This is a genomic window from Pseudomonas fluorescens, assembly GCF_902497775.2.
GTDB lineage: Bacteria > Pseudomonadota > Gammaproteobacteria > Pseudomonadales > Pseudomonadaceae > Aquipseudomonas > Aquipseudomonas putida_F.
Genome location: NZ_OZ024668.1, coordinates 4,660,633 through 4,686,936, shown reverse-complemented (window position 1 = coordinate 4,686,936; position 26,304 = coordinate 4,660,633). Strand labels below are relative to the sequence as shown.

General features: G+C 63.0%; 17 protein-coding genes, 2 tRNA genes and 2 rRNA genes. 13 read left to right on the top strand and 8 right to left on the bottom strand.

Annotated features, from left to right (window positions below; translation table 11 throughout):
• The first annotated feature begins 37 nt into the window (after positions 1 to 37).
• From F8N82_RS21645 to F8N82_RS21600, 10 genes are all read left to right on the top strand, one after another.
• A tRNA-Ile gene (locus F8N82_RS21645) sits at positions 38 to 114 on the top strand.
• 10 nt (positions 115 to 124) lie between these two features.
• A tRNA-Ala gene (locus F8N82_RS21640) sits at positions 125 to 200 on the top strand.
• 222 nt (positions 201 to 422) lie between these two features.
• A 23S ribosomal RNA gene (locus tag F8N82_RS21635) occupies positions 423 to 3,313 on the top strand.
• A 138-nt stretch (positions 3,314 to 3,451) separates the two neighbouring features.
• Positions 3,452 to 3,567, top strand: a 5S ribosomal RNA gene (rrf, locus tag F8N82_RS21630).
• A gap of 127 nt (positions 3,568 to 3,694) precedes the next feature.
• Positions 3,695 to 7,174 (top strand): exodeoxyribonuclease V subunit gamma, encoded by a 3,480-nt coding sequence (gene recC / locus F8N82_RS21625; RefSeq protein ID WP_038997311.1) that lies wholly within the window; start codon positions 3,695 to 3,697, stop codon positions 7,172 to 7,174.
• Positions 7,171 to 10,860 (top strand): exodeoxyribonuclease V subunit beta, encoded by a 3,690-nt coding sequence (gene recB / locus F8N82_RS21620; RefSeq protein WP_095162311.1) that lies wholly within the window; start codon positions 7,171 to 7,173, stop codon positions 10,858 to 10,860. The genes recC and recB overlap by 4 nt, the downstream gene beginning before the upstream one ends.
• Positions 10,857 to 12,938 (top strand): exodeoxyribonuclease V subunit alpha, encoded by a 2,082-nt coding sequence (recD, locus tag F8N82_RS21615; RefSeq protein WP_038997309.1) that lies wholly within the window; start codon positions 10,857 to 10,859, stop codon positions 12,936 to 12,938. The genes recB and recD overlap by 4 nt, the downstream gene beginning before the upstream one ends.
• A gap of 113 nt (positions 12,939 to 13,051) precedes the next feature.
• Complete coding sequence (locus tag F8N82_RS21610) at positions 13,052 to 13,627, top strand: YfiR family protein (protein ID WP_038997308.1); 576 nt, start codon at positions 13,052 to 13,054, stop codon at positions 13,625 to 13,627.
• Positions 13,624 to 14,895 (top strand): diguanylate cyclase domain-containing protein, encoded by a 1,272-nt coding sequence (locus F8N82_RS21605; protein WP_038997307.1) that lies wholly within the window; start codon positions 13,624 to 13,626, stop codon positions 14,893 to 14,895. Before F8N82_RS21610 ends, F8N82_RS21605 begins: the two co-directional genes overlap by 4 nt.
• Positions 14,896 to 14,898: 3 nt before the next feature.
• Positions 14,899 to 15,399 carry an OmpA family protein gene (locus F8N82_RS21600; RefSeq protein ID WP_038997306.1) on the top strand — a complete coding sequence of 167 codons (501 nt, stop codon included), beginning with the start codon at positions 14,899 to 14,901 and terminating at the stop codon, positions 15,397 to 15,399.
• On the opposite strand, the gene F8N82_RS21595 is transcribed toward F8N82_RS21600, so the two are convergent.
• Entirely contained in the window at positions 15,400 to 16,347 is a 948-nt protein-coding gene (locus tag F8N82_RS21595) for a LysR family transcriptional regulator (RefSeq protein ID WP_038997304.1), read from the bottom strand. It abuts the gene before it with no gap.
• 136 nt (positions 16,348 to 16,483) lie between these two features.
• On the opposite strand from F8N82_RS21595, the gene F8N82_RS21590 reads away from it, so the two are divergent.
• The gene (locus tag F8N82_RS21590) at positions 16,484 to 18,010 is read left to right on the top strand and encodes a CoA-acylating methylmalonate-semialdehyde dehydrogenase (RefSeq protein WP_038997303.1); all 1,527 of its coding nucleotides are present in this window, start codon (positions 16,484 to 16,486) and stop codon (positions 18,008 to 18,010) included.
• A 10-nt stretch (positions 18,011 to 18,020) separates the two neighbouring features.
• The gene (mmsB, locus tag F8N82_RS21585) at positions 18,021 to 18,908 is read left to right on the top strand and encodes a 3-hydroxyisobutyrate dehydrogenase (RefSeq protein WP_038997302.1); all 888 of its coding nucleotides are present in this window, start codon (positions 18,021 to 18,023) and stop codon (positions 18,906 to 18,908) included.
• Positions 18,909 to 18,983: 75 nt separating this feature from the next.
• Here mmsB and F8N82_RS21580 read toward each other — a convergent pair whose 3' ends face one another.
• Both F8N82_RS21580 and F8N82_RS21575 read right to left on the bottom strand, forming a co-directional pair.
• Positions 18,984 to 19,328, bottom strand: coding sequence for a cupin domain-containing protein (locus F8N82_RS21580; protein WP_010226921.1), 345 nt, complete (start codon positions 19,326 to 19,328; stop codon positions 18,984 to 18,986).
• Positions 19,329 to 19,433: 105 nt separating this feature from the next.
• Positions 19,434 to 20,342: a LysR family transcriptional regulator gene (locus F8N82_RS21575; RefSeq protein ID WP_038997300.1), complete on the bottom strand. Its 909-nt coding sequence runs from the start codon at positions 20,340 to 20,342 to the stop codon at positions 19,434 to 19,436.
• A 101-nt stretch (positions 20,343 to 20,443) separates the two neighbouring features.
• Between F8N82_RS21575 and F8N82_RS21570 the strand changes: the two genes are divergently transcribed.
• Positions 20,444 to 21,202 carry a sulfite exporter TauE/SafE family protein gene (locus F8N82_RS21570; protein WP_038997297.1) on the top strand — a complete coding sequence of 253 codons (759 nt, stop codon included), beginning with the start codon at positions 20,444 to 20,446 and terminating at the stop codon, positions 21,200 to 21,202.
• On the opposite strand, the gene F8N82_RS21565 is transcribed toward F8N82_RS21570, so the two are convergent.
• From F8N82_RS21565 to F8N82_RS21545, 5 genes are read right to left on the bottom strand one after another with little or no spacing between them, the layout of a single operon-like run.
• On the bottom strand, positions 21,203 to 22,135 hold the full coding sequence (locus tag F8N82_RS21565; RefSeq protein WP_038997296.1) for a phosphatidate cytidylyltransferase: 933 nt from the start codon (positions 22,133 to 22,135) through the stop codon (positions 21,203 to 21,205). It abuts the gene before it with no gap.
• A gap of 1 nt (position 22,136) precedes the next feature.
• Positions 22,137 to 22,760: a lysophospholipid acyltransferase family protein gene (locus F8N82_RS21560; RefSeq protein ID WP_038997295.1), complete on the bottom strand. Its 624-nt coding sequence runs from the start codon at positions 22,758 to 22,760 to the stop codon at positions 22,137 to 22,139.
• A gap of 11 nt (positions 22,761 to 22,771) precedes the next feature.
• Positions 22,772 to 23,230: a hypothetical protein gene (locus F8N82_RS21555; protein ID WP_080764808.1), complete on the bottom strand. Its 459-nt coding sequence runs from the start codon at positions 23,228 to 23,230 to the stop codon at positions 22,772 to 22,774.
• On the bottom strand, positions 23,227 to 24,546 hold the full coding sequence (locus F8N82_RS21550; protein ID WP_038997293.1) for a phosphatase PAP2/dual specificity phosphatase family protein: 1,320 nt from the start codon (positions 24,544 to 24,546) through the stop codon (positions 23,227 to 23,229). The genes F8N82_RS21555 and F8N82_RS21550 overlap by 4 nt, the downstream gene beginning before the upstream one ends.
• The gene (locus tag F8N82_RS21545; RefSeq protein WP_038997292.1) at positions 24,546 to 26,300 is read right to left on the bottom strand and encodes a bifunctional alpha/beta hydrolase/class I SAM-dependent methyltransferase; all 1,755 of its coding nucleotides are present in this window, start codon (positions 26,298 to 26,300) and stop codon (positions 24,546 to 24,548) included. Before F8N82_RS21545 ends, F8N82_RS21550 begins: the two co-directional genes overlap by 1 nt.
• Between the last annotated feature and the right edge of the window lie 4 nt (positions 26,301 to 26,304).

The window sequence follows — 26,304 nt, the reverse complement described above, 5'->3', positions numbered from 1 at the left end:
TCATTGAAGAAGACGATATCGGTAACAGCTCTTAACTGGGTCTGTAGCTCAGTTGGTTAGAGCGCACCCCTGATAAGGGTGAGGTCGGCAGTTCGAATCTGCCCAGACCCACCAGTTTCTTGTTGGGGCCATAGCTCAGCTGGGAGAGCGCCTGCCTTGCACGCAGGAGGTCAGCGGTTCGATCCCGCTTGGCTCCACCACCCCTTGCTACCGTGTCAAAGCTTAGAAATGAATATTCGCATCGAATATTGATTTCTGAACTTTTTCAGAATCGTTCTTTAAAAATTTGGGTATGTGATAGAAAGATAGACTGGACAGCACTTTCACTGGTGTATGTTCAGGCTAAGGTAAAATTTGTGAATCATTACAAATTTTCGGCGAATGTTGTCTTCACAGTATAACCAGATTGCTTGGGGTTATATGGTCAAGTGAAGAAGCGCATACGGTGGATGCCTTGGCAGTCAGAGGCGATGAAAGACGTGGTAGCCTGCGATAAGCTTCGGGGAGTCGGCAAACAGACTTTGATCCGGAGATCTCTGAATGGGGGAACCCACTCAGCATAAGCTGAGTATCTTGTACTGAATACATAGGTGCAAGAGGCGAACCAGGGGAACTGAAACATCTAAGTACCCTGAGGAAAAGAAATCAACCGAGATTCCCTTAGTAGTGGCGAGCGAACGGGGACTAGCCCTTAAGTGGCTTTGAGATTAGCGGAACGCTCTGGAAAGTGCGGCCATAGTGGGTGATAGCCCTGTACGCGAAAATCTCTTAGTCATGAAATCGAGTAGGACGGAGCACGAGAAACTTTGTCTGAATATGGGGGGACCATCCTCCAAGGCTAAATACTACTGACTGACCGATAGTGAACCAGTACCGTGAGGGAAAGGCGAAAAGAACCCCGGAGAGGGGAGTGAAATAGATCCTGAAACCGTATGCGTACAAGCAGTGGGAGCCTACTTTGTTAGGTGACTGCGTACCTTTTGTATAATGGGTCAGCGACTTATATTCAGTGGCGAGCTTAACCGAATAGGGGAGGCGTAGCGAAAGCGAGTGTTAATAGCGCGTTTAGTCGCTGGGTATAGACCCGAAACCGGGCGATCTATCCATGGGCAGGTTGAAGGTTAGGTAACACTGACTGGAGGACCGAACCGACTACCGTTGAAAAGTTAGCGGATGACCTGTGGATCGGAGTGAAAGGCTAATCAAGCTCGGAGATAGCTGGTTCTCCTCGAAAGCTATTTAGGTAGCGCCTCATGTATCACTGTAGGGGGTAGAGCACTGTTTCGGCTAGGGGGTCATCCCGACTTACCAAACCGATGCAAACTCCGAATACCTACAAGTGCCGAGCATGGGAGACACACGGCGGGTGCTAACGTCCGTCGTGAAAAGGGAAACAACCCAGACCGTCAGCTAAGGTCCCAAAGTTATGGTTAAGTGGGAAACGATGTGGGAAGGCTTAGACAGCTAGGAGGTTGGCTTAGAAGCAGCCACCCTTTAAAGAAAGCGTAATAGCTCACTAGTCGAGTCGGCCTGCGCGGAAGATGTAACGGGGCTCAAACCATACACCGAAGCTACGGGTGTCACTTAGGTGACGCGGTAGAGGAGCGTTCTGTAAGCCTGTGAAGGTGAGTTGAGAAGCTTGCTGGAGGTATCAGAAGTGCGAATGCTGACATGAGTAACGACAATGGGAGTGAAAAACTCCCACGCCGAAAGACCAAGGTTTCCTGCGCAACGTTAATCGACGCAGGGTTAGTCGGTCCCTAAGGCGAGGCTGAAAAGCGTAGTCGATGGAAAACAGGTTAATATTCCTGTACTTCTGGTTATTGCGATGGAGGGACGGAGAAGGCTAGGCCAGCTTGGCGTTGGTTGTCCAAGTTTAAGGTGGTAGGCTGAGATCTTAGGTAAATCCGGGATCTTAAGGCCGAGAGCTGATGACGAGTTGCCATTAGGCGACGAAGTGGTTGATGCCATGCTTCCAAGAAAAGCTTCTAAGCTTCAGGTAACCAGGAACCGTACCCCAAACCGACACAGGTGGTTGGGTAGAGAATACCAAGGCGCTTGAGAGAACTCGGGTGAAGGAACTAGGCAAAATGGCACCGTAACTTCGGGAGAAGGTGCGCCGGTGAGGGTGAAGGACTTGCTCCGTAAGCTCATGCCGGTCGAAGATACCAGGCCGCTGCGACTGTTTATTAAAAACACAGCACTCTGCAAACACGAAAGTGGACGTATAGGGTGTGACGCCTGCCCGGTGCCGGAAGGTTAATTGATGGGGTTAGCTAACGCGAAGCTCTTGATCGAAGCCCCGGTAAACGGCGGCCGTAACTATAACGGTCCTAAGGTAGCGAAATTCCTTGTCGGGTAAGTTCCGACCTGCACGAATGGCGTAACGATGGCGGCGCTGTCTCCACCCGAGACTCAGTGAAATTGAAATCGCTGTGAAGATGCAGTGTATCCGCGGCTAGACGGAAAGACCCCGTGAACCTTTACTATAGCTTTGCACTGGACTTTGAATTTGCTTGTGTAGGATAGGTGGGAGGCTTTGAAGCGTGGACGCCAGTTCGCGTGGAGCCATCCTTGAAATACCACCCTGGCAACTTTGAGGTTCTAACTCAGGTCCGTTATCCGGATCGAGGACAGTGTATGGTGGGTAGTTTGACTGGGGCGGTCTCCTCCTAAAGAGTAACGGAGGAGTACGAAGGTGCGCTCAGACCGGTCGGAAATCGGTCGTAGAGTATAAAGGCAAAAGCGCGCTTGACTGCGAGACAGACACGTCGAGCAGGTACGAAAGTAGGTCTTAGTGATCCGGTGGTTCTGTATGGAAGGGCCATCGCTCAACGGATAAAAGGTACTCCGGGGATAACAGGCTGATACCGCCCAAGAGTTCATATCGACGGCGGTGTTTGGCACCTCGATGTCGGCTCATCACATCCTGGGGCTGAAGCCGGTCCCAAGGGTATGGCTGTTCGCCATTTAAAGTGGTACGCGAGCTGGGTTTAGAACGTCGTGAGACAGTTCGGTCCCTATCTGCCGTGGACGTTTGAGATTTGAGAGGGGCTGCTCCTAGTACGAGAGGACCGGAGTGGACGAACCTCTGGTGTTCCGGTTGTCACGCCAGTGGCATTGCCGGGTAGCTATGTTCGGAAGAGATAACCGCTGAAAGCATCTAAGCGGGAAACTTGCCTCAAGATGAGATCTCACTGGAGCCTTGAGCTCCCTGAAGGGCCGTCGAAGACTACGACGTTGATAGGTTGGGTGTGTAAGCGCTGTGAGGCGTTGAGCTAACCAATACTAATTGCCCGTGAGGCTTGACCATATAACACCCAAGCAATTTGCGTCGAAAGGCCAGATTGCGGTGTTGTGAAGACTGCACAGCCGAGAATTTGTAACTCACAAACATCACATACCCGATTCGCTGGAGTGTCTTAAACAAGACCTTCTGGCAACAGAATTTCTTGACGACCATAGAGCATTGGAACCACCTGATCCCATCCCGAACTCAGCAGTGAAACGATGCATCGCCGATGGTAGTGTGGGGTTTCCCCATGTGAGAGTAGGTCATCGTCAAGATTAAATTCCGAAACCCCTATCTGCGTATGCAGGTAGGGGTTTTGTCTTTCTGGCTGTTGCACAACACAGTCAGGCTCCCCGAGCATGATAAGGTTTCCCTCTGCCCGCACAGCCTCAAGGATGCCCAATGTCGCACACAAGCCCACTCATACCAGGTTTCATGGTGGTTCACGGCAACCGCCTGGATGAACTGCGTAGCCTGGTGGTGAGCTGGATGCGGCGTTACCCGCTGGCACCCTTGGAGAACGAAATCGCCCTGGTGCAGAGCAACGGCATCGCCCAGTGGCTGAAGCTGGCCCTTGCCGAAGACCCTCAAGACGACGATCAAGGCGGCTGCGGCATCGCCGCTGCAGTCGAGGTGCAGCTGCCCGGCAGTTTCATGTGGCAGCTGTACCGCAAAGTGCTCGGCCGCGAAGAAATCCCCGAGGTGTCGCTGCTCGACAAGGCGCCGCTGACCTGGCGTTTGATGCGCCTGTTGCCGGAAGTCATCGACAAACCGCACTTCGAGCCCTTGCAGCGCTTTCTCACCGATGACAGCGACCTGCGCAAGCGCTACCAGTTGGCCGAGCGCCTGGCTGATCTGTTCGACCAGTATCAGGTGTATCGCGCCGACTGGCTCAAGGACTGGGCCGCCGGCCGGCATGTGCTCAATAGCGCCCGTGGTGAGTCAAAGCCGCTGCCGCCCGCCAACTGCTGGCAGGCCGAGCTGTGGCGCGCCTTGTTGCTGGATGTCGGCGAGGAGGGCATGGCCCAGAGCCGCGCCGGTGTGCACCAGCGCTTTATCGAACGGATCAACAGCCTGGAGCAGGCACCCCCTGGCTTGCCGTCCCGGGTAATCGTCTTCGGTATTTCGTCACTGCCTGCCCAGGCGCTGGAAGCCCTCGCCGGCCTGGCTCGTTTCAGTCAGGTACTGCTCTGCGTGCACAACCCCTGCCGTCACCATTGGGCCGACATCGTTGCCGACAAGGACCTGCTGCGCCATCAATACAAGCGCCAGCAACGCAAGCAGGGCATGCCCAGCCTGATCGACGCCGAGACCCTGCACCAGCACGCTCATCCCTTGTTGGCCGCCTGGGGCAAGCAGGGCCGTGACTACATCAACCTGCTCGACAGCTACGACGATCCGGGCAGTTACCGCGCCGCCTTCAGTGACGGGCGCATCGACCTGTTCAGTGACAGCGAACCCAAGACCCTGCTCAACCAGTTGCAGGACGACATTCTTGAGTTGCGTCCGCTGGCCGAGACCCGTGAGCTGTGGCCTGACGTCGACCCTGGCAAAGATCGCTCGGTACGTTTCCATATCGGCCACAGCCCGCAACGTGAAGTGGAAATTCTCCATGACCAGTTGCTCGCCCGCTTCAGTGCCGACCCGGCCCTGCGCCCTCGGGACATCATCGTCATGCTCCCGGACATCAACACCTATGCGCCGCACATCCGCGCCGTGTTCGGCCAGCTCGATCGCAACGACCCGCGTTTCATCCCCTTTACCCTGACCGACCAGGGCCAGCGTGGTCGCGACCCGTTGCTGATTGCCCTGGAACACCTGCTGAAGTTGCCCGACAGCCGTTTCGCGGTCAGCGAGATCCTCGACCTGCTCGACGTGCCCGCCTTGCGTGCGCGCTTCGCCATCAAGGAAAGCGACCTGCCGACCCTGCACCGCTGGATCGAAGGCGCCGGCATTCGCTGGGGTTTGAACGCCGAGCAACGTGCCGGCCTCGGCTTGCCGACGGACCTTGAACAGAACAGCTGGCGATTCGGCTTGCGGCGCATGCTGCTGGGTTACGCCGTCGGTGTCGGCGAAGGCTGCGACGGTATCGAGCCATTCGATGAAATCGGTGGCCTCGATGCGGCCTTGATCGGCCCGTTGGTGGCCCTGCTCGACGCGCTGGAAATCGCCCACGAGCAGCTCTCCCAACCGGCAACCGCTGCCGAGTGGGGCGAGCACCTGCATGCCTTGCTACAAGTGTTCTTCCTCGCCGAAACCGAACATGACGACTATCTGCTGGTACAACTGCAGACCCTGCGTGAAACCTGGCTGCAGACCTGCGAGTCGGTCGGCCTGCAAGACCTGCTGCCACTCACTGTGGTCCGTGAAGCCTGGCTGGCCGGGCTCGACCAGGGCCGCTTGTCGCAGCGCTTTCTCGCCGGCTCCGTGAACTTCTGCACCCTGATGCCCATGCGCGCGATCCCGTTCAAAGTGGTCTGCCTGCTGGGCATGAACGATGGCGACTATCCGCGCGCGCAGCCGCCGCTGGACTTCGACCTGATGGGCAGCGACTACCGTCCGGGTGATCGCTCGCGGCGCGAGGATGACCGTTATCTGTTGCTTGAGGCGCTGCTCTCGGCCCGTGACCAGCTGTACGTCAGTTGGGTCGGGCGCAGCATCCGCGACAACAGTGAGCGCCCGGCTTCGGTGCTGATCGGCCAGTTGCGCGACCATCTGGCGGCGGGTTGGCGTCTGGCCGGTGCCGAAGAGGGTGGCAAGCTCAATGCGGGTGAACAGTTGCTGCATGCGCTGAGCGTGGAGCATCCCTTGCAGCCGTTCAGCGCCCGCTACTTCCACAAGGGCAGCAGCCTGTTCAGCTACGCCCGTGAATGGCGCACCCTGCATCTGCCTGGCGAACAACAACGCAAGCCAGAGGATGAGCTGCCGCCCTACAGCAGCGATGAACCACTGAGCCTGACCCTGCTGCAGGACTTTCTCCGTCATCCGCTACGGCACTTCTTCAGCCAGCGGCTGAAAGTGTTCTTCGAGTCGGCAGAAGCGCCCTTGGCCGATGAAGAGCCGTTCGTGCTCGATGCCCTGCAGCGCTATAGCCTGAGCGAAAGCCTGCTGGCCGCAGCGCTGGCCGACCCGCAAGACAGCGAGCGGGCATTGACCACCCAGGCCCGGCGCTTGCAGGGTTACGGGCTGTTGCCGCTGGCAGGTTTCGGTGAATGCCTGCAGGCCGAACTGATCGAGCCATTGCCCGACCTGCTGCAGCGTTATCAACAGCTGCTGCAGCAATGGCCGTTGCCTGTGGATAACGCCGTGCCGATCCGCTTCGAGTACCGCCAGCTCAAGCTTGAAGGCTGGTTGGGCCGGGTCTACCAGCGCGAAGATGAGTCGCTGCTGAGTATCACCACCTTGCCCAATGGCATCAGCAGTGGCCGTACCCTCAAATGGCACCGTCTGACGCCGACCTGGGTCATGCACCTGGCTGCCTGCGCGGTCGGCCTGCAACTGCACAGCGCAGTGGTTGCCACCGACGTGACCCTGTTGCTTGCGCCGCTGGAGCCGGGCCGCGCCGCCGAGTTGCTGGGCGACCTGTTGCTGGCCCGCCAGGCGGGCATGAACGCGCCACTGCCGGTGGCGGTGAAAACGGCCTTTGCCTGGCTGGCCCAGAGCGATGCAGACAAGGCCCTGGCCGCGGCGGCCAAGGCCTACGACGGCGATGGCCAGAATACCTTTGGCGAGCGCAGCGAAAGCACCGCGCTGGCCCGGCAGTTCAGTGATTTCGCGGCACTCAGTGCCAGTGAAGAATTCGAAGGCTGGTGCGAGGCCCTGTACCGCCCGATGTTCGAAGCGCCCTGGCAGACGCTGGGCAAAGAGGAGAGTGCTCGATGAGCCTTGGTGTTGCCCCTGCCCCCCTGGCCTTGTCTTTTCCCCTGCACGGCAGCCAGTTGATCGAAGCCAGCGCCGGTACCGGCAAGACCTTCACCATCTCGGCGCTGTACCTGCGCCTGGTGCTCGGCCATGGTGGCGAGCAGGGCTTTGGCCGCGAGCTGCTGCCGCCACAGATCCTGGTGGTGACCTTCACCGACGCTGCTACCAAGGAGCTGCGCGAACGCATCCGTACCCGTCTTGCAGAAGCCGCGCGCTTTTTCCGTGGCGAGTTGAGCGAGGCGGATCCTTTGCTTCAGCAATTGCGCGATGACTACGAGCCATCGCTGTGGGCAGCTTGCGCCAACCGCCTGGACGTGGCCGCGCAGTGGATGGACGAAGCCGCAGTGTCGACCATCCACAGCTGGTGCCAACGCATGCTGCGCGAGCACGCTTTCGACAGCGGCAGCTTGTTTACCCAGACCCTGGAAACCGACCATAGCGACTTGCTTGGCCAGGTCATGCGCGACTACTGGCGGCGCTTCTGCTACAGCATGCGGGGCGATGCGCTGGCCTGGGTTCGCGCCCATTGGGTCAGCCCCGAGGCCCTGTTGCCACGGGTGCGCGCACTGTTCGGCCGCCAACGCATCGAGAGCGATGAAGAAGAACCCCAGGCACTGATCGAAGCGGTGCTGCAGCAACGTACTGAACTGCTGCGCACGCTCAAGGCGCCCTGGGCACAATGGTCCGGCGAGTTGCTGCAGGTCTGCCGGGACGGCCTGGCCGCCAAGCAGGTCGACGGGCGCAAGATGCAGGCCCGCTACTTCGAGCCCTGGTGCGAAAAACTCAAGGCCTGGGCCGAGGACGACCAGGCACTGGAGCTGGACCTGGGCACCGGCTTCAGCCGCTTTACCCGCGCCGGCATGGCCGAAGCCTGGAAGGGCGAGCCGCCGGTGCACCCGGCATTGCAGGCGATGGAAGGTCTGCGCGACCAGCTTCAGGGCTTGCCTACGCCTGATGCCTGTCTGCTCGAGCATGCTGCGGCCTGGGTTGGCGCCCGCTTTGAACAGGAAAAGCGCCGCCGCGCCGAGATGGGGTTCGACGACATGCTCCTGCGCCTCGACCATGCGCTGCACGGTGATGCCGGCGAGCGTCTCGCCGGGCTGATCCGTGAGCAGTTCCCGGTGGCGCTGATCGATGAGTTCCAGGACACCGACCCGGTGCAGTACCGGATCTTCCAGCGCATCTACCGGATTGAAGAGAACGTCCGCGAGACCGGCCTGTTCCTGATCGGCGACCCCAAGCAGGCGATCTATGCCTTCCGCGGCGCCGACATCTTTACTTACCTGGGCGCACGCCGGGCCACCGCCGGGCGCCTGCACAGCCTCGATACCAACTACCGCTCGAGCCAGGCCATGGTCACGGCGGTCAACCATGTGTTCATGCAGGCCGAAGTGCGCGAGCAGGGCCGTGGCGCCTTCCTGTTCCGCGACGGCAGCGACAACCCGGTGCCGTTTCTCGAGGTAAAGGCCAAGGGCCGCAGCGAGCAGTTGCAGGTCGATGGCGTGCCGGTGCCAGCGTTAAATCTCTGGCAACTGAGCAGTGAAGAGCCGGTTTCCGGCGCCGTTTATCGTCAGCAACTGGCCGCCAGCTGTGCCAGCCAGATCGTCGCCTTGCTCAATGGCGGGCAGCAGGGGCGCAGCGGTTTTGTGCACGCCGACCAGTCGCTGCGCGGCTGCCAACCTTCGGACATCGCCATTCTGGTACGCGATGGCCGTGAGGCGCAGCTGATTCGTGCTGAGCTGGCGGCCCGCGATGTGCGCAGTGTGTACCTGTCCGACAAGGACTCGGTGTTCGCCGCCCAGGAAGCCCATGACCTGCTGGCCTGGCTCAAGGCCTGCGCCGAGCCGGACGCCGAGCGCCTGCTCAAGGCTGCCCTGGCGAGCATCACCCTCAACCTGCCGCTCAGCGCCCTGGCGCAGTTGAACCAGGATGAGCGGGTGTGGGAACGCTGGGTCATGCAGTTCCGCCAGTACCGGCTGATCTGGCGCAGCCAGGGTGTACTGCCGATGCTGCGGCGCCTGCTGCATGACTTCGATCTGCCCCAGGTCTTGATGGCCCGCAGTGATGGCGAGCGGGTGCTGACCAACCTGCTGCACCTGGCCGAACTGTTGCAGCAGGCGGCTACCGAGCTGGACGGCGAGCAGGCGTTGATTCGCCACCTCGGCGAGCACCTGGCCAGTTCCGGCCAGGCCGGCGAAGAGCAGATCCTGCGCCTGGAAAGCGACGAACAGCTGGTCAAGGTAGTGACCATCCACAAGTCCAAGGGCCTGGAATATCCCTTGGTGTTCCTGCCCTTCATCTGTACCAGCAAACCGGTTGATGGCTCGCGCTTGCCACTGGCCTGGCACGACAGCGAAGGCCAGGCGCACCTGACCCTGACCCCGGATGCCGAACAGATCGCCCTGGCCGACGATGAGCGCCTGGCCGAAGACTTGCGCCTGCTGTACGTGGCCCTGACCCGTGCCCAGCACGCCTGCTGGCTCGGCGTGGCCGACCTCAAGCGCGGCACCGGCAAGACTTCCACCTTGCATCGCTCGGCCCTGGGTTACCTGTTGGGCGGCGGCAGCCCCTTGGCCGCGTCGACGCAACTGGTCGATTGGCTGCAGACGTTGCAGACAGGTTGCCCGGCCATCGCCAGCGTCGAGGTGCCAGCGCCTGATGAGCAGAGCTACAGCGCCCCGCGCAACCAGGCCGAACTGCTGCCTGCGCGCCAGCCCAAGCGCCGCGCTGCGGAAAACTGGTGGATCGCTTCCTATAGCGCCTTGCGCATCGGCGAAGAGGCCATGACCCTGGCGGCCGACAGCTCTCAGGCGCAACAGCTGCTCGATGATGAACGGCCGGATTTGCAGCAACTGCGTGAGGTGATGCCCGGCAGTGGCGACATTCACCGCTTCCCACGCGGGCCGAACCCCGGCACCTTCCTCCACGGCCTGCTCGAATGGGCCGGGCACGAAGGTTTTGCCCAGGTCAGCGCCGCCCCCGAGCAATTGACCCGCACCGTTGGCCAGCGCTGCAATCGCCGTGACTGGACCGGCTGGATCCCGACCCTCAGCCAGTGGTTGCAGCAATTGCTCGCGCAACCCATGGCCCTGGCGCCCGACAGTTCGCCGTTGTCCTTGAGCCAGATAGGCCAGTACCAGATCGAAATGGAATTCTGGTTCGCCAGCCACAAGGTCGATGTCGGCCGGCTCGATCAACTGGTGTGCGAATACACCCATCAGGGCGTTGCGCGCCTTGCTGCGCAACCGGCGCAGCTCAATGGCATGTTCAAGGGTTTTATCGACCTGGCGTTCGAGCACGACGGCCGCTACTACGTGGCGGACTACAAATCCAACTGGCTGGGTCCTGATGATCAGGCCTACAGCGAACTGGCCATGGAAGGGGCGATCCTCGGCCATCGCTATGACCTGCAGTACGTGCTCTACCTGCTGGCCCTGCACCGCCAGCTACGTGCGCGCCTGCCCTACTACGACTATGACCAGCATGTGGGCGGGGCGTTGTTCATCTTCATGCGCGGGGTGCATTCGGCTTCCCGCGGCTTGTATTTCGTCAAGCCACCGCGTGAACTGATCGAGCAGCTCGATGCGCTGTTCCGTGGCCTCAGTACCCCGCAACAACATGACCTGTTCCTCGGAGACGCCCCATGAGCCGTAGCCTCGACGACCTCCTGCCGACCCCGCTGGATGCCCGCCATCTGGCGGCGCTGGAGCCGCTGAGCAATGGCGCGGATCTGCTCGCGTTGCTGGACCGCTGGGTTGAGCGCGGCTGGCTGCGGGCTCTGGACCGGGCCTTTGTCAGCTTTCTCGGCGAGCGTGACCCGGATGGCGAGCCCTTGGTGCTGCTGGCCGCGGCCCTGGCCAGCCATCAACTGGGTCACGGCCATGTCTGCCTGGACCTGGGGGAAACCCTGGCCGAGCCGGATTTCGCCCTGTCGCTGCCGCCGGAGGGTGATGCCCTGGCCGGGCCATTGCTGTTGCCCTCGCAACTGCTGGAGCGCCTGACGCTCGACACCTGGCTGCAGCAACTGAGCCGTAGCCGGCTGGTGGCCCACGGCAGCACCGGCGAAGACAGCGCGCGCCCGCTGGTACTCAATGGCCAGCGCCTGTACCTGCGCCGTTACTGGGCCTACGAGCGGCGTATCGACAATGCCTTGCGCGAGCGCCTGCAGCAGGTCGAACCGACCCCGGCAGACCTCACGACGCGGCTGGCGCAACTGTTCGAGGGTGGCGCTCCCAGCGGTCAGGTGGATTGGCAAAAGCTTGCCTGCGCCCTGGCCACCCGCAGTGCCTTCAGCATCATTACCGGTGGCCCGGGTACCGGCAAAACCACCACGGTGGTGCGTTTGCTGGCCTTGCTGCAAGCGCCGGCCGTCGAGGCGGGCCGGCCACTGCGTATCCGCCTGGCAGCGCCCACCGGCAAGGCCGCAGCGCGCCTGACCGAGTCCATCGGTCAGCAGGTCGAGCGCCTGGCCGTGGCCGCAGAGGTCCGGCAGAACATTCCTACCGATGTTTCCACCGTCCACCGCCTGCTCGGCAGTCGCCCGGGCTCACGGCATTTCCGTCACCATGCCGGTAACCCGTTACCGCTGGATGTGCTGGTGGTCGATGAAGCTTCGATGATCGACCTGGAGATGATGGCCAACCTGCTTGGCGCCTTGCCGCCCCATGCGCGTCTGGTGCTGCTGGGTGACAAGGACCAACTCGCTTCGGTGGAGGCCGGTGCGGTCCTCGGTGACCTGTGCCGCGATGCCGAAGCCGGGCGCTATAGCCCCGAGACGCAGGCCTGGCTGGAGCAGGTCAGTGGGGAAACCCTGGCCGGCAGCGAGCTGTTGCCTGGTAGCGCGGCGCAATATCCCCTGGCGCAGCAAGTGGTGATGCTGCGCTATTCGCGGCGCTTCGGCGAAGGCAGCGGCATCGGCCAGCTGGCACGCCTGGTCAACCGTCAGCAGGCCGAGCAGGCGCGGGCCCTGCTCAACCAGAAACAGGACGATGTGTTTGCCCTGAGCCTGCGCGGTGAACAGGATCGCAACTTCGATCGCTTGCTGCTCGACGGCCTGGGCCGCGGCAGAGAGGGCCCCCAGGGTTATCGCAGCTACTTGCAGACCATCCGCCAGCAACGTCCGCCGCTCGGCACGCCAGTGGATGATCCGCGCTGGGAAACCTGGGCCATGCAGGTGCTGCAGGGCTTCGAGACCTTCCAGTTGCTGTGCGCCGTGCGCAAGGGCCCCTGGGGTGTCGAGGGCCTCAACCAGCGGGTCAGCCGGGTACTCGGCGCCGCCGGTCTGATCGACAGCGACCAGCCCTGGTATGAGGGCCGCCCGGTGCTGATGACCCGCAACGACTATGGCCTGGGTCTGATGAACGGCGATATCGGCATCGCCCTGCGCCTGCCCGATGAACAGCATGAAGGGCAGCAGGTGCTGCGCGTGGCCTTCGCCCGCAACGACGGGCACGGCGGCGTGCGTTTCGTCCTGCCGAGCCGGCTCAACGACGTTGAAACCGTGTTCGCCATGACCGTGCACAAGTCCCAGGGCTCGGAGTTCACCCATACTGCGCTGGTGCTGCCGGACGCCCTGAACCCGGTTTTGACCAAGGAATTGATCTACACCGGTATCACCCGGGCCAAGACCTGCTTTAGTTTGATCGAGCCGCGCCAGGGTGTGTTTGAGGAGGCGGTGCGGCGCAAGGTCAAGCGCATCTCGGGGCTGATGCTGGAGCAGGTATAAGCACGGCGATTCGGCCTTTTACCGGATCGCCGGCGGGCTGCTCCCTCGCTGGAAAATCGGGCTCTGTGCTATCGTTGCGGCATCATCCTGCGTGGTTTTAAGAGATTTCCTTCATGAATGTGGCCGCCCCGACATCGGGACGTGTGACGAGCCTGACGCGTTCGCTGCTGGCCGCGATGCTGTTGCTGTTCGCCGCGCAGGCCGGTGCCGAGGCTGAGGTCACCTCGAACCTGGCTGAGCAGCGGGCCAAGGCGGTCACCCAGGTCGTGCTGGGGATCCTCAGCTATGCACGCTGGCCGGTAGAGCCGGCGCAACTTCGCCTGTGCCTGATCGGCCCGACCGAATACGCCGACGACCTGGTCAAGGGCACCACCCAAGCCACCGGCCGACCGGTGCAGGTGCGCCGCTTGCTGGCCGACGACCCGCGCATTGCCAATGAATGCGATGCGATCTATATCGGCAAGCTCAGCCAGGACGAACGCAGCCGGCTGTTCACCGCGTTGAGCGGTCACCCGGTGCTGAGCATGAGCGAGGCCGACGACCCGTGCACGGTCGGCAGCCTGTTCTGCCTGCGGGTCAGCGACCGCCAGGTGGCTTTTGACGTCAACCTCGACTCGGTGGCGCGCAGCGGCGTGCGCATTCACCCCAGCGTGCTGCAGCTATCGCGGCGGCGGGCGGCTCAACCATGATCGGCTTTGGCAAGGGGCGCGAGCGCCCGACCCTGCGTGCCGTGCTTGGCCGTCGCCACCTGAGCGTCGCTCTGCTGGCTGTCGGCCTTGCCGGGGTCTCGCTGACCCTGCTCGGCGTATTGGCCCTGCGCGTGTATGCCAACCACAACCTGCACCTGATTGCCCGTTCGATCAATTACACCGTGGAAGCGGCGGTGGTGTTCAACGATGCCGGCGCGGCCAATGAGGCGCTGGCGCTGATCGCCGCCGCTGAAGAGGTGGCCGACGTCAAGGTGTTCGACGACAACGGTGAACTGCTGGCCCGCTGGCAGCGCAACAACAGCGGCTTGCTGGCACAGACCGAGCAACTGATCGCTCGCAGCCTGCTGGAAGAGCCGATCATTCTGCCGGTGCTGCACCAGGGCCAGCAGGTCGGGCGCATCGAGCTGGTGGGGCAGGGCGGCAGCCTGGTGCGCTTCCTGCTCAGCGGCCTGGCCGGGATCCTGCTGTGCACGGCGCTCAGTGCCTTCAGCGCGTTGTACCTGTCGCGGCGCATGTTTGGCGACATCGTCGGGCCGCTGCGCAGCCTGGCCAGTGTCGCCCATGCCGCGCGCCGCGAGCGCAGCTTCGACCGCCGCGTACCGTCGGCGCAGATCGCCGAGCTCAACGAGTTGGGCAACGACTTCAATGCCTTGCTCGACGAACTGGAGTCCTGGCAGAGCCACCTGCAGAGCGAGAACGAAAGCCTGGCCCACCAGGCCAGCCATGACAGCCTCACCGGCCTACCGAACCGGGCATTTTTCGAAGGCCGCCTAAGCCGCACCCTGCGCAATGCGCAAAAGTACAACGAGCACCTGGCGTTGCTGTTTCTCGACAGCGACAACTTCAAGGAGGTCAACGACAGTTTTGGCCACGCCGCTGGCGATGAAGTGCTGATCAGCGTGGCGGCGCGGGTGCGTGCGCAGCTTCGCGAAAATGACTTGGTGGCGCGGCTCGGCGGTGACGAGTTCGCCGTGCTGCTGGCGCCGCTGCACGCGCGCGAAGACGCCCTGCGGATCGCCGAAAAAATTGCCACCAGCATGAAACTGCCGATCCGCCTGAGCGAAGGACAGATCATCGTCACGTCGCTGAGCATCGGCATCGCCTATTTCCCCGATGACGGCCTGACGCCGTCCGACCTGCTCAACGCCGCCGACGCGGCGATGTATCAGGCCAAGCGCAATCTGCGCGGCCAGGGGCAAATGGCAGAGACGGAGCGCTCTGCCCATCCAGTAAAAAACAGGAGCTGAACCGTGATTCACCTGAGCCAACGTCTACGTTTTCATTTTCTCTGCCTGGCCTTGGCATTGTTCGCCCTGGGCGGCTGCCAGAGCGTACCGCCCAAAGGGCTGACTGCCGAGCAGATTGCCCTGCTCAAGCAAGAGGGCTTCCAGCTCACCGATGAAGGCTGGGAGTTCGGCCTGTCGAGCAAAGTGCTGTTCGGCAGCGATGTCGACACCCTCAACCCGCAGAGCCGGACGATCGTCGAGCGCATCGGCAAGTCGCTGCTGTCGGTGAACATCCAGCGCGTGCGGGTTGATGGTCACACCGATGCCTCGGGCAAGGCCGCCTACAACGAGCAATTGTCCAAGCGCCGGGCGCAGAGCGTTGCCAATGTCCTGATTGCCTCCGGCATGCGCGCCGAGAACGTCGAAACCCGCGGCCTGGGCAGCCGCGAGCCAGTGGCCAGCAACGACACCCGCGCCGGACGCCTGGAAAACCGCCGGGTGTCGATCGTGGTCGCCTCCGACTGATCAGTCGGCAAAGCTCATCGTGCGTGACGCGCCCATCAGCAGCGGGGTGTTGCGCTCGGTGACATCGCGGATGTAGTCCCACAACAGGGTGATTCGCTTCAACTTGCGCAAGTCCTCCCGGCAGTACATCCAGAACTGCCGGGTAATCTCCACTTCCTCCGGCAGAATCGCCACCAGGCGCGGATCCTGTGCCGCCAGAAAACACGGCAGGATCGCCAGGCCACGTCCCTGCTGGGCCGCCACGTATTGAGCGATCACGCTGGTGCTGCGCAGGTTGGCGCTGGCGGCCGGGATCAGGTTGGCCAGGTACAGCAGCTCGGAGCTGAAGGCCAGGTCGTCGACATAGCTGATGAACTGATGGCGAGCCAGGTCGCTGCTGCGGGTGATCGGCTCGTGGCTGTCCAGGTACGCCTGGGTGGCGTACAGGCGCAGGCGGTAGTCGCACAGCTTGCAGCACACGTAGGGCCCGTGTTCCGGGCGCTCCAGGGCGATGACGATGTCGGCCTCGCGCTTGGACAGGCTGATGAAGTGCGGCAGCGGCAGGATGTCCACCGAGATCGCCGGGTAGGCGTCGACGAAATGGCTCAGCTGCGGGGTGACGAAGAAGCTGCCAAAACCTTCGGTGCAGCCCATGCGCACATGCCCCGACAGCGCCACGCCGGAGCCTGAGACCTGCTCGCAGGCCATGTGCAGGGTGCTTTCGATGGATTCGGCATAGCTGAGCAGACGCTGGCCTTCGGCAGTGAGGACAAAGCCGTTGGTCCGCGACTTTTCGAACAGCAGGGTGCCCAGCGCCACTTCCAGCGAACTGATTCGCCGCGACACCGTGGTGTAGTCGACGCCCAGGCGTTTGGCCGCGCTGCTGGCCTTGCGGGTACGCGCCACTTCGAGAAAGAACTTCAGGTCATCCCAGTTCAACGAACCCAGGGAGGTGATGTTTTTTTGCATGTTGGTCCGGCTTTTATGTGCGTTCTTATTAGATGTTTGCACATCTATACTCCAAAAAAGCCCTGGACCCAAGCGCCCGCCGTGGCTGACCCGGTGGCGTCGATCTCTCCCTAACAACAATTTCAGGAGAACGCACATGAACGCATCCCTCACTCCCGGCCAGACCAAGGTCGAGCAGGTCAAGTTGCTGATCGACGGCCAATGGGTCGAATCGAAAACCAGCGAATGGCGCGACGTGGTCAATCCGGCCACCCAGCAAGTGCTGGCTCGCGTGCCCTTCGCCACCGCCGAGGAAGTCGATGCCGCCATCGCCGCCGGCCAGCGTGCGTTCAAGACCTGGCGCGACACCCCGATCGGCGCGCGCATGCGCATCATGCTCAAGCTGCAGGCGCTGATTCGCGAACATTCCAAGCGCATCGCCGTGGTTCTCAGCGCTGAACAGGGCAAGACCATTGCCGACGCCGAAGGCGATATCTTCCGCGGCCTGGAAGTGGTCGAGCATGCCTGCAGCATCGGCAACCTGCAGATGGGCGAGTTCGCCGAGAACGTTGCCGGTGGCGTCGACACCTACACCCTGCGCCAGCCGATCGGCGTCTGCGCGGGTATTACCCCATTCAACTTCCCGGCGATGATTCCGCTGTGGATGTTCCCGATGGCCATCGTCTGCGGCAATACCTTCGTGCTCAAGCCATCCGAGCAGGACCCGCTGTCGACCATGATGCTGGTGGAGCTGGCAGTCGAAGCCGGTGTACCAGCCGGCGTGCTCAACGTCGTGCACGGTGGCAAGCAGGTGGTCGATGCGCTGTGCACCCATACCGATATCAAGGCGATCTCCTTCGTCGGTTCCACCGAAGTCGGCACTCACGTGTACAACCTGGCCGGCCAGCACGGCAAGCGTGTGCAGTCGATGATGGGCGCCAAGAACCACGCCGTGGTGCTGCCGGATGCCAACCGCACGCAAACCCTCAATGCCCTGGTCGGTGCCGGTTTCGGCGCGGCGGGTCAGCGCTGCATGGCCACCTCGGTGGCGGTGCTGGTGGGCAAGGCCCGCGAGTGGCTGCCCGAGCTCAAGGAGCTGGCGTCCAAGCTTAAGGTCAACGCTGGCAGCGAGTCGGGCACCGATGTCGGCCCGCTGATTTCCAAACGCGCCAAGGAGCGGGTGCTCGGCCTGATCGAAAGCGGCATCAAGGAAGGTGCCAAGCTTGAGCTCGATGGCCGCGAGGTCAGCGTGCCGGGCTACGAGCAGGGCAACTTCGTCGGCCCGACCCTGTTCTCCGGGGTGACCACCGACATGCAGATCTACACCCAGGAAATCTTCGGCCCGGTGCTGGTGGTGCTGGAAGTCGACACCCTCGACGAAGCCATCGCCCTGGTCAACCGCAACCCCTTCGGCAACGGCACCGGCCTGTTCACCCAGAGCGGCGCGGCAGCGCGCAAGTTCCAGAACGAGATCGACGTCGGCCAGGTCGGCATCAACATCCCTATTCCGGTACCGGTGCCGTTCTTCAGCTTCACCGGCTCGCGCGGCTCCAAGCTCGGCGACCTGGGCCCGTACGGCAAACAAGTGGTGCAGTTCTACACTCAGACCAAGACCGTCACCAGCCGCTGGTTCGATGATGACAGCGTCAACGATGGCGTGAACACCACCATCAGCCTGCGCTAAGGAGCTCATCATGCGTATCGCATTCATCGGCCTGGGCAACATGGGCGCGCCCATGGCCCGCAACCTGATCAAGGCCGGGCATCAGTTGAACCTGTTCGACCTGAACAAGACCGTGCTGGCCGAACTTGCCGAGCTCGGCGGGCAGATCAGCAGCTCGCCGCGTGACGCCGCGCAGCAGAGCGAACTGGTGATCACCATGCTGCCGGCCGCCGCCCATGTGCGCGGCGTGTACCTCAATGAAGACGGCGTGCTGGCCGGTGTGAAAGCCGGGACCCCGGTGGTCGATTGCAGCACCATCGACCCGCAGACCGCCCGTGACGTGGCGGCAGCGGCGGCCAAGCAAGGTGTCGACCTGGCTGACGCGCCGGTGTCCGGTGGCACCGGCGGCGCTGCGGCCGGCACCCTGACCTTCATGGTTGGCGCCAGCGACACGCTGTTCGCCACCCTGCAGCCAGTGCTGGCGCAGATGGGCCGCAACATCGTCCACTGCGGCGAGGTCGGCACCGGGCAGATTGCCAAGATCTGCAACAACCTGCTGTTGGGCATCTCGATGATCGGCGTGTCCGAGGCCATGGCCCTGGGTAATGCGCTGGGGATCGACACCAAGGTCCTGGCCGGGATCATCAACAGCTCCACCGGCCGTTGCTGGAGTTCGGACACCTACAACCCGTGGCCGGGCATCATCGAGACGGCCCCGGCGTCGCGTGGCTATACCGGCGGTTTTGGTGCCGAGCTGATGCTCAAGGACCTGGGGCTGGCGACAGAAGCCGCACGCCAGGCTCATCAGCCGGTGATTCTCGGCGCAGTGGCCCAGCAGCTGTACCAGGCCATGAGTTTGCGCGGCGAGGGTGGCAAGGATTTCTCGGCGATTGTTGAAGGTTATCGCAAGCCCGAGTAACAGTTTCGCGGGGCAAGCCCGCTCCTACTTGTAACGCGCACCCTGTAGGAGCGGGCTTGTCCCGCGATTGCTTCATCAGGCAAAAACGAAATACTTGCGCACCGTCTCCACCACTTCCCAAGTGCCTTTCATCCCCGGTTCGATGACGAACACATCACCGGCTTTCAAATGCACCGGCTGCTCACCTTCCGGGGTGATCACGCAGTAGCCGTCCAGAAAGTGGCAATACTCCCACTTCTCGTAATTGACCTGGAACTTGCCTGGCGTGCAGATCCAGGTGCCCATGATCTTGCTGCCATCGGCCGACACATAGGCGTTGAGGTTGACAGTGTGCGGGTCGCCGCCGATGCGTTGCCACTTGGTCGCATCCAGCACAGGGGTAGGGCAGGTCTCGCGCAGCACAGTGATGAAATCGGACATTCCAGGCTCCAGAGGATGACTCAAAGGTCCATCACCATAGGCCCGATCGGCACCCGGTAGATGTCTGGTCTCGACCTTTGGGTGTCTGGGAGCGCAAATACGTGTCTAGCGTTCGAGGCTGTCGCCATAACTGCGGATCACTTCCAGCAGCGCCTTGACTCGCTGCGGTAAGGTGCCGGCCGGATACACCGCGTGCATTTGCGGGCTGTCGCCATTGCTGGCGGTCAGCCGGTACTCGGCGCAGACCCGCTGCAGGCGCCCGGTCAGCACTTCGGGCTCGGCCAGCCAATCGGCCAGGCGGGCAATGCCGACACCGGCCAGGGCGGCCTGGAATACCGCCACCCCGGAGCTGAAGCGAAACCTGGGATGTACCCGCAGGCTGACGGCTTGATCGGCGCTGCGAAACTTCCACTCCTTGAGAATCCGCGGCGCGGTATGCAGGATCAGCGCATGTGCTTCCAGGGCTTCGATCGATTCGGGTATGCCGTGGCGTTGCAGGTAAGCGGGGCTGGCATACAGCGAGCGCGAGTAGCGCCACAGCGGGTAGCCGATCAGTTCGCTGTCCTGGGCAAAGGCGCCACGAATCGCGAAGTCGAGTTTGCTCTTGGCCGGGTCGATCGGCTCGTCGCTGAAGATCACATCGACGTTCACCTGCGGGTAGCGCTCGCCGTACTGGGCAATCAAGCCGGGCAATACCTGAGCCAGTGATTCGGGGGCGCAAAACCTCACCCAGCCGGAGGACAGGCCGCTGAGCCCGGCCAGCTCTTCATCGGCTTCACGTTGCAGATCAAGCATTCTGTAGGCGTAAGGCAGCAAGCGCTCACCGGCTTCGGTCAAGCTTACCGCGTTGGCCGAACGATTGAGCAGCTTGGCCCCGGCGTTGTCCTCCAGGGCCTGAACCGCGCGGGTCACTGCGCTGGGCGAGCGTCCCAGGGCGCGTGCCGCAGCGACGAAGCTGCGCTTGCGGGCAACCATTGCGAAGGCTTCCAGCTCCGCGAGCATATCCAGGGCCATGCACTACCTCGTTGCAGTTTTTGCAATATGGCATTGCAACACAAAAACTGGCCGTTGGTTAACCTTGGCTCGCCCGTCCTTGACTGCCAGAGCCTGAAACCATGGTCGATATCGTTGTGCTTTGCGTGTTTGCCTTTGCCGCCGGCTTGATCGATGCGGCGGTCGGTGGCGGCGGGCTGATCCAGATTCCGGCGCTGTTCAATGTGCTGCCGGCCTCGCCACCGGCCGCCTTGCTGGGCACCAACAAGGTGGCCTCGGCCTGTGGTACGGCGTTTGCCGCACGCTCGTTCGTGCGCAAGGTGGTGATCGACTGGGGGCTGGTGGTTCCGGCGGCCTGTGCGGCCTTTGCCATGGCTTTCGTCGGCGCCGCCACGGTGTCGCTGGTGCCGCAGTCGCTGATGCGCCCGGCGGTGCTGGTGCTGATCGTGCTGATGGCGATCTACACCTTCTGGAAAAAGGACTTCGGCGCTCTGCACAAGCCGATGCGCATCGGCACCCGCGAGAAGCTGCTGGCGATTGTCATCGGCGGTGCCATCGGCTTCTACGACGGCCTGTTCGGGCCCGGTACCGGCAGCTTTCTGATCTTTCTGTTCATTCGCTGCTTCGCTTTCGACTTCCTGCATGCATCGGCGTCGGCAAAGCTGGTGAATATCGCCACCAACGTTGCCGCGTTGATGTTCTTCATCCCCACCGGCAACGTGCTTTACCTGATCGCCATCCCCATGGCCGCCTTCAACATCCTCGGCGCGCTGACCGGCACCTGGCTGGCGGTGCACAAGGGCGTGCCCTTCGTGCGCGCGCTGTTCCTGGTGTTGCTGCTGATTCTGATCGGCAAGCTGTCCTACGACCTGCTGGCCTGATCAGGCCCACCAGTAGCGGACGAAGTGGAAGAACACCGGCGCGGCGAAGCACACCGAGTCCATGCGGTCGAGCATGCCGCCGTGGCCTTCGATCATATGGCCCCAGTCCTTCACCCCGCGATCGCGCTTGATTGCCGACATCACCAGGCCGCCGGCAAAGCCCATGAGGTTGACGGTCAGGGCCATCAGCGCCGCCTGCCAGAAGCTGAACGGGGTGATCCAGCACAGCGTCGCGCCGATCAGGGTCGCCAGGGCTACGCCGCCGACCAGGCCTTCGATGGTCTTTGACGGCGACAATTTCGGCGCCACCTTGTGTTTGCCGAACAGCTTGCCGCAGACGTACTGCAGCACATCGGAGATTTGCACCACGAGGATCAGCCAGGCGATCAGCAGCAGGTTGCGGCCTTCGTATCCGGGGATATCCAGGGTCATCAAGGCCGGTACCGAAGACAGGCAGTAGACCGCGATCATCAACCCCCACTGCACCTTCGACGCACGCTCGAGAAAGCGCGTGGTGTCGCCACCGAAGCTGGCCAGGATCGGCAGCAACAGGAACAGGTAGACCGGGATGAAAATACTGAACAGCCCGTACCAGTCCATGGCGATCAACAGGTACTGCACCGGCAGGGCAACGTAGAACGCTGCGACCAGTGCCGGGTAGTCGCTGCGCCGGGTTGGCGTCAGGGTCAGGAATTCACGCAGGGCGTAGAACGACACGCAGTAGAACAGCAGGATCACCCCCAGCTTGCCGAACAGGAAAGCCAGGCCGATGACCAGGACCATCACCCACCAGGCGTTGATCCGCGCGTTGAGGTTGTCGATCACCGCATGCGGGGCGGGGCCGGCGCGCCATTTGAGCAGGCGGCCGATCAGGCTGGCGAGCAGCAGCAGGCCGCCGATGCCGGCGAACAGTGAAAGGGTGTTGTTGTCCATCTCAGGATTCCTTCGGGGCCAGGGCCAACAGGGCCTGGCGGGCCCGGTCGAGAAATGCGTGCTTGCTTTCGTCCGCTTGCAGGTGCAACGGCTCGCCAAAGCTCAGGGTGCACAGCAAGGGCAGCGGCAGGGCGCGCCCTTTGGGCATGACCCGGTTGAGGTTGGCGATCCACACCGGGATCACCTCGACCTGCGGGTGAGCGCTGGCCAGGTGAAACAGGCCGCTCTTGAACGCCAGCAACGGCTCGTCGCTGAGGTTGCGCGTGCCTTCGGGAAAGAAGATCAGCGAGTCGCCCTGGGCCAGCGCATCCTGGATCGGTTGCAAGGGGGGGCTCTGGGCATCGCTGTGCTGGCGATCGATCAATACGCCGTTGAACACCCGCTTGATCAGGAACTGGCGGATACCAGGCTTTTGCCAGTAATCGGCGCCGGCTACCGGCCGGGTGTGCTCGCGCAGGGGCTGGGGCAGCGATGCCCAGATCAGCACGAAGTCGCCGTGACTGCTGTGGTTGGCGTAGTACAGCCGTTGCACCGGTTGCGGCGTGCAGCCCAGCCACAAGGCGCGGGCGCCGGTGATCAGGCGGGCGACCGAGGTGATGGCAAAGGCGGTGAGGGCAGCAAGCATGGGCAAGGTCCTTATCCGGCGAAGTGAAGCAAGGGCAAAAGCACAATGCCGGCCAGCGCCAGCACGGCTTGTACGGCAAAGCACAGCAGTTGTTTGCGCAGCAGGCCCAGGGCCGCCAGGCCGCGGGCCTGCCAGTCACGCGGATCGACCGGGCTGGCTTTCAGGCCCAGGTCGAACAACGACTGGTCCAGCGCCTGGGTGTGTTGGGCAAGCTGATCGCTGCGGGCGGCCAGGTGCGCAAACAAATCGGCATCCAGCGCGACCCGCAGGGCGAAGAATTTCTGCAGCAAGCCGGCCAGCAACACCAGGCTGCTCAGCACCGCGCTGAAGCCAGTGGTGGGCGTGCCGATCAGCAGCGCCGTCAGGCCCAACAACACTGCCAGCAGGCTGATGCCGTCGGCCAGGCGCTCGACCTGGCGTCCGCGCTTGAGCAGGCTGGCGACCACGGCCAGGTGGATTGCGCCGCTCACAGGCAAGGCTCCGTTTGCAGGCGCTCAATTACCCGCAAGTGCTGCGGGTGCAGGACCACCCCGGGGCGTGCCTGGCTGATGCGTTGTTGCGCTTGCCCGGCATTGGCGCAGCGGCCGCTGAGCACCAGCCAGGCGGCAACGGCGCTGGCGCTGCGTGAATAACCGAGGGCGCAGCACACCAGCACCGGGCCCTGGCTGCGCAGCTGTTCGATGGCTGCCGCCGCTTCCCGGCAGCGTTCGGCAGTGGGTACCACCAGGTCGAGGCTGGGCAGGGCGCAGTAGGCCTGGCCTGGGGCCAACGAGGCTGGCAGTTCGGCGCACAGATCGACAATGGCAGCGAACTGCGCAGATTGCCCCTTGCCTGGAATACGTCCGAGGTACACGCCATCGCACACCTCATCGGCCTGTGGATGACGGCGCGTCCACCCGCGCGAGTTGAGCCAGGCGCCGATCAGGTAGGGCGCCAGCAGCCAGCGCGCGGCATACGACAGCTGGCCGTCGGCACCTTTCTGAAAACCTTCGGCGCCCAGTTGCGCGTAGTTGAGTGCCACCACCAGCAGCGCGACCGCCGGCCACAACAACCACAGGGCAACGCCTGCAAGGTACAACGCCAGACCACCCAGCAGGGCGGCGCCGGCGAAGTAACGCAAGGCCAGGCGCCAGCGCTGCGGATCACGGGCAAGTTGCATCGGGCGCAGGACCGGCTGACCCGCAACCGGCCACAGCCAGCAACACAGTACCCCCACCAGCGCGCCGCTGGGCAGGTCGATGAAGTGGTGTTGCCAGGTAGTCAGCACCGACAGGCCGATCAGTGCCATCCAGCCATGGACCAGCAAGCGCGGCAGCCTGGCGTGGATATGCCGGGCAAACATCGCCCAGATGATCACCAGCAAGGCGATGTGCAGCGACGGCGCCTGGTTGAACGGTTTGTCGAAGCCCATCAGCACATCGAACAGCCAGCCGAACAGGCCATCCAGCGCTGGCCGTTCGACGGTGAAGCGCAGCGGCCAGAGCAGAAAGCCGAGGATGCAGATGACCTGCGCGCTGAGCAGACGCAAGGCATGGCGGTCCATCTCCCGGCGGCTCAGCGGCAGCAGGAACGACAACCCGTAGAGCAGGTCGATCGACCAGTAGGGGATGATGGTCCAGGGCCACAGCGGGATGTGGCCTTCCCAGGCGAACACCAGGCTGCCGACGTCGCTGCGCCCGGCGGTGTAGGTGTTGGTCAGGCCGTAGCTGAGAAAGAACAACGGGCCGAGCAACAGCAGCCAGAGCACCCCGCGCTTGATCAAGCCTGGCTCGCGCACAGTGCTCATCAAACGACCCGCTGGGCCAGGCTGACGCTGAAGATGCCCCACTCGTCGATACGCTGGCAGACCTTGCGAAAGCCAGCCGCCTCCACCAGTTGGTCCATCTCCACCTGGCTGCGCCGGCGCATCACCCAGGCCTGGCCGGCGCGGTGGCTGGTCAGGGCGCGGGCGATCATCTCCAACTGCGGGTGCCACGGTTGGCCGGTGTATACCAGGTAACCGCCCGGCTCCACTGCCTGGGCCAGGCCGCCCAGAGAGTCGCCAACCATCTGGTTGCTGGCGAACAGTTCATACAGGCCCGAGACCACCGCCAGGGTTGGGCGCGGGTCGAGGCTGGCCAGGCTCTGGGCATCGAAGGCATCGCCCTGGACGAAGCGGGCAATGTCCGCCAGGCCCTTTTCGGCAATCAGCGCGCTGCCTCGCTGGACGTTGAGCTCGCTGTAGTCGCGCAGCAGGATCGATTCCGGCTTGCGCTCAAGGCCCTGCAACGCTTCGAGAATGTAGCGGCCATGGCCGGCGGCGATATCGACAATATCCACCGGTTTGCCCTGTTCGCGCAGGCGTTCGATGGCCACGCGCAGCAGTTCCTCGACATGCAGCTTGCGTTGGCGAATGCCGCGCCAGCCGATGGCGTTGAGGTAGTTCTGGTCGATCATGCGGCCGATCGCGCCCTTGCCGGTGGGCTGGTTGCGGTAGATGTAGTCCAGGGTGCTGCCGGAGTCGAAACCGGTGTCAAAACCCAGCTTGACCCCGTCCGCCAAGCCTTTGCCCAGCCGCAGGCCGGCACGGGTGGCGCGCCAGTACAGGTCGGCCGGCGAGTTGCGTGGCAGCGGCGCGGCCAGGCTTTCGGCTTCGGCGCAGCTGGCGCCCAGTTGGTCGGCGGCGAGCAGCGAAGGGCGCTGCGGCGCCAGGCTGAAGCAGTGCTCGATAAAACGCCGTATCCGCGCCAGGGCATGGCCGCGGTCACGCTCGCCGAGGGTGTCGTGGAAGAACCCGGGGAGGATGTGCTTCTCTTTGTGCACGCTGCCCAAGCGCTCGAAGAACTGCTCCTGGGGTTTACGCTTGACCACGAAGTCCGCGCCGGAAATCAACAGCTGGGTCGGCACCTGGATCGCCTGGGCATCGGCCACCACGCGGTCGGCGGCTTCATACAGGCCCAGCAGCATGGTCACCGAAATCGGCCGGCTGATCAGCGGATCGCTTTCATACGAGGCAATGCGCTCGGGGTCGTGGCTGAGCAGGCGCGGCTTGACGTAGCTGTTGACGAAGAAGTTGCCGCGCCAGGCGCGCATCAGCTTCAGCCCCGGGCGGGCGAAGGGTACGTACAGCTTGACCTTGAAGGCCGGCGAGGCCAGTACCAGGCAGCGCACCTTGGGTGCGTAGTCGTGGGCCCAGGTGGCGATCAGCACGGCGCCGACGCTTTGCGCCAGCACCGCCATGTCCTCTTCGGCGATGCCGTGCTCGCGGGCGATATGTTCGATGAAGGTCTGCACGTCGCGCACGCTGCAGGCGAAGCTTGGGCTGTCGCCACGGGCGCCGGGCGACTGGCCGTGGCCACGGGCGTCCCAGGCGAAGAAGTCGTGGTCGGGCAGTTGCAGCTCATCGGCCAGGTGCGCCATGCGCCCGCCGTGTTCGTGGCCGCGGTGGAACAGCACCACGGCGCGGCGTGGCTGGTCGTCAGCGACCTCGGCGGGCCAGTGGCGGTAATGCAGTTCGACGCCATCGTGGGTGGTGAAGTGCAGCGATTGCGCGTTGCGCATGGCA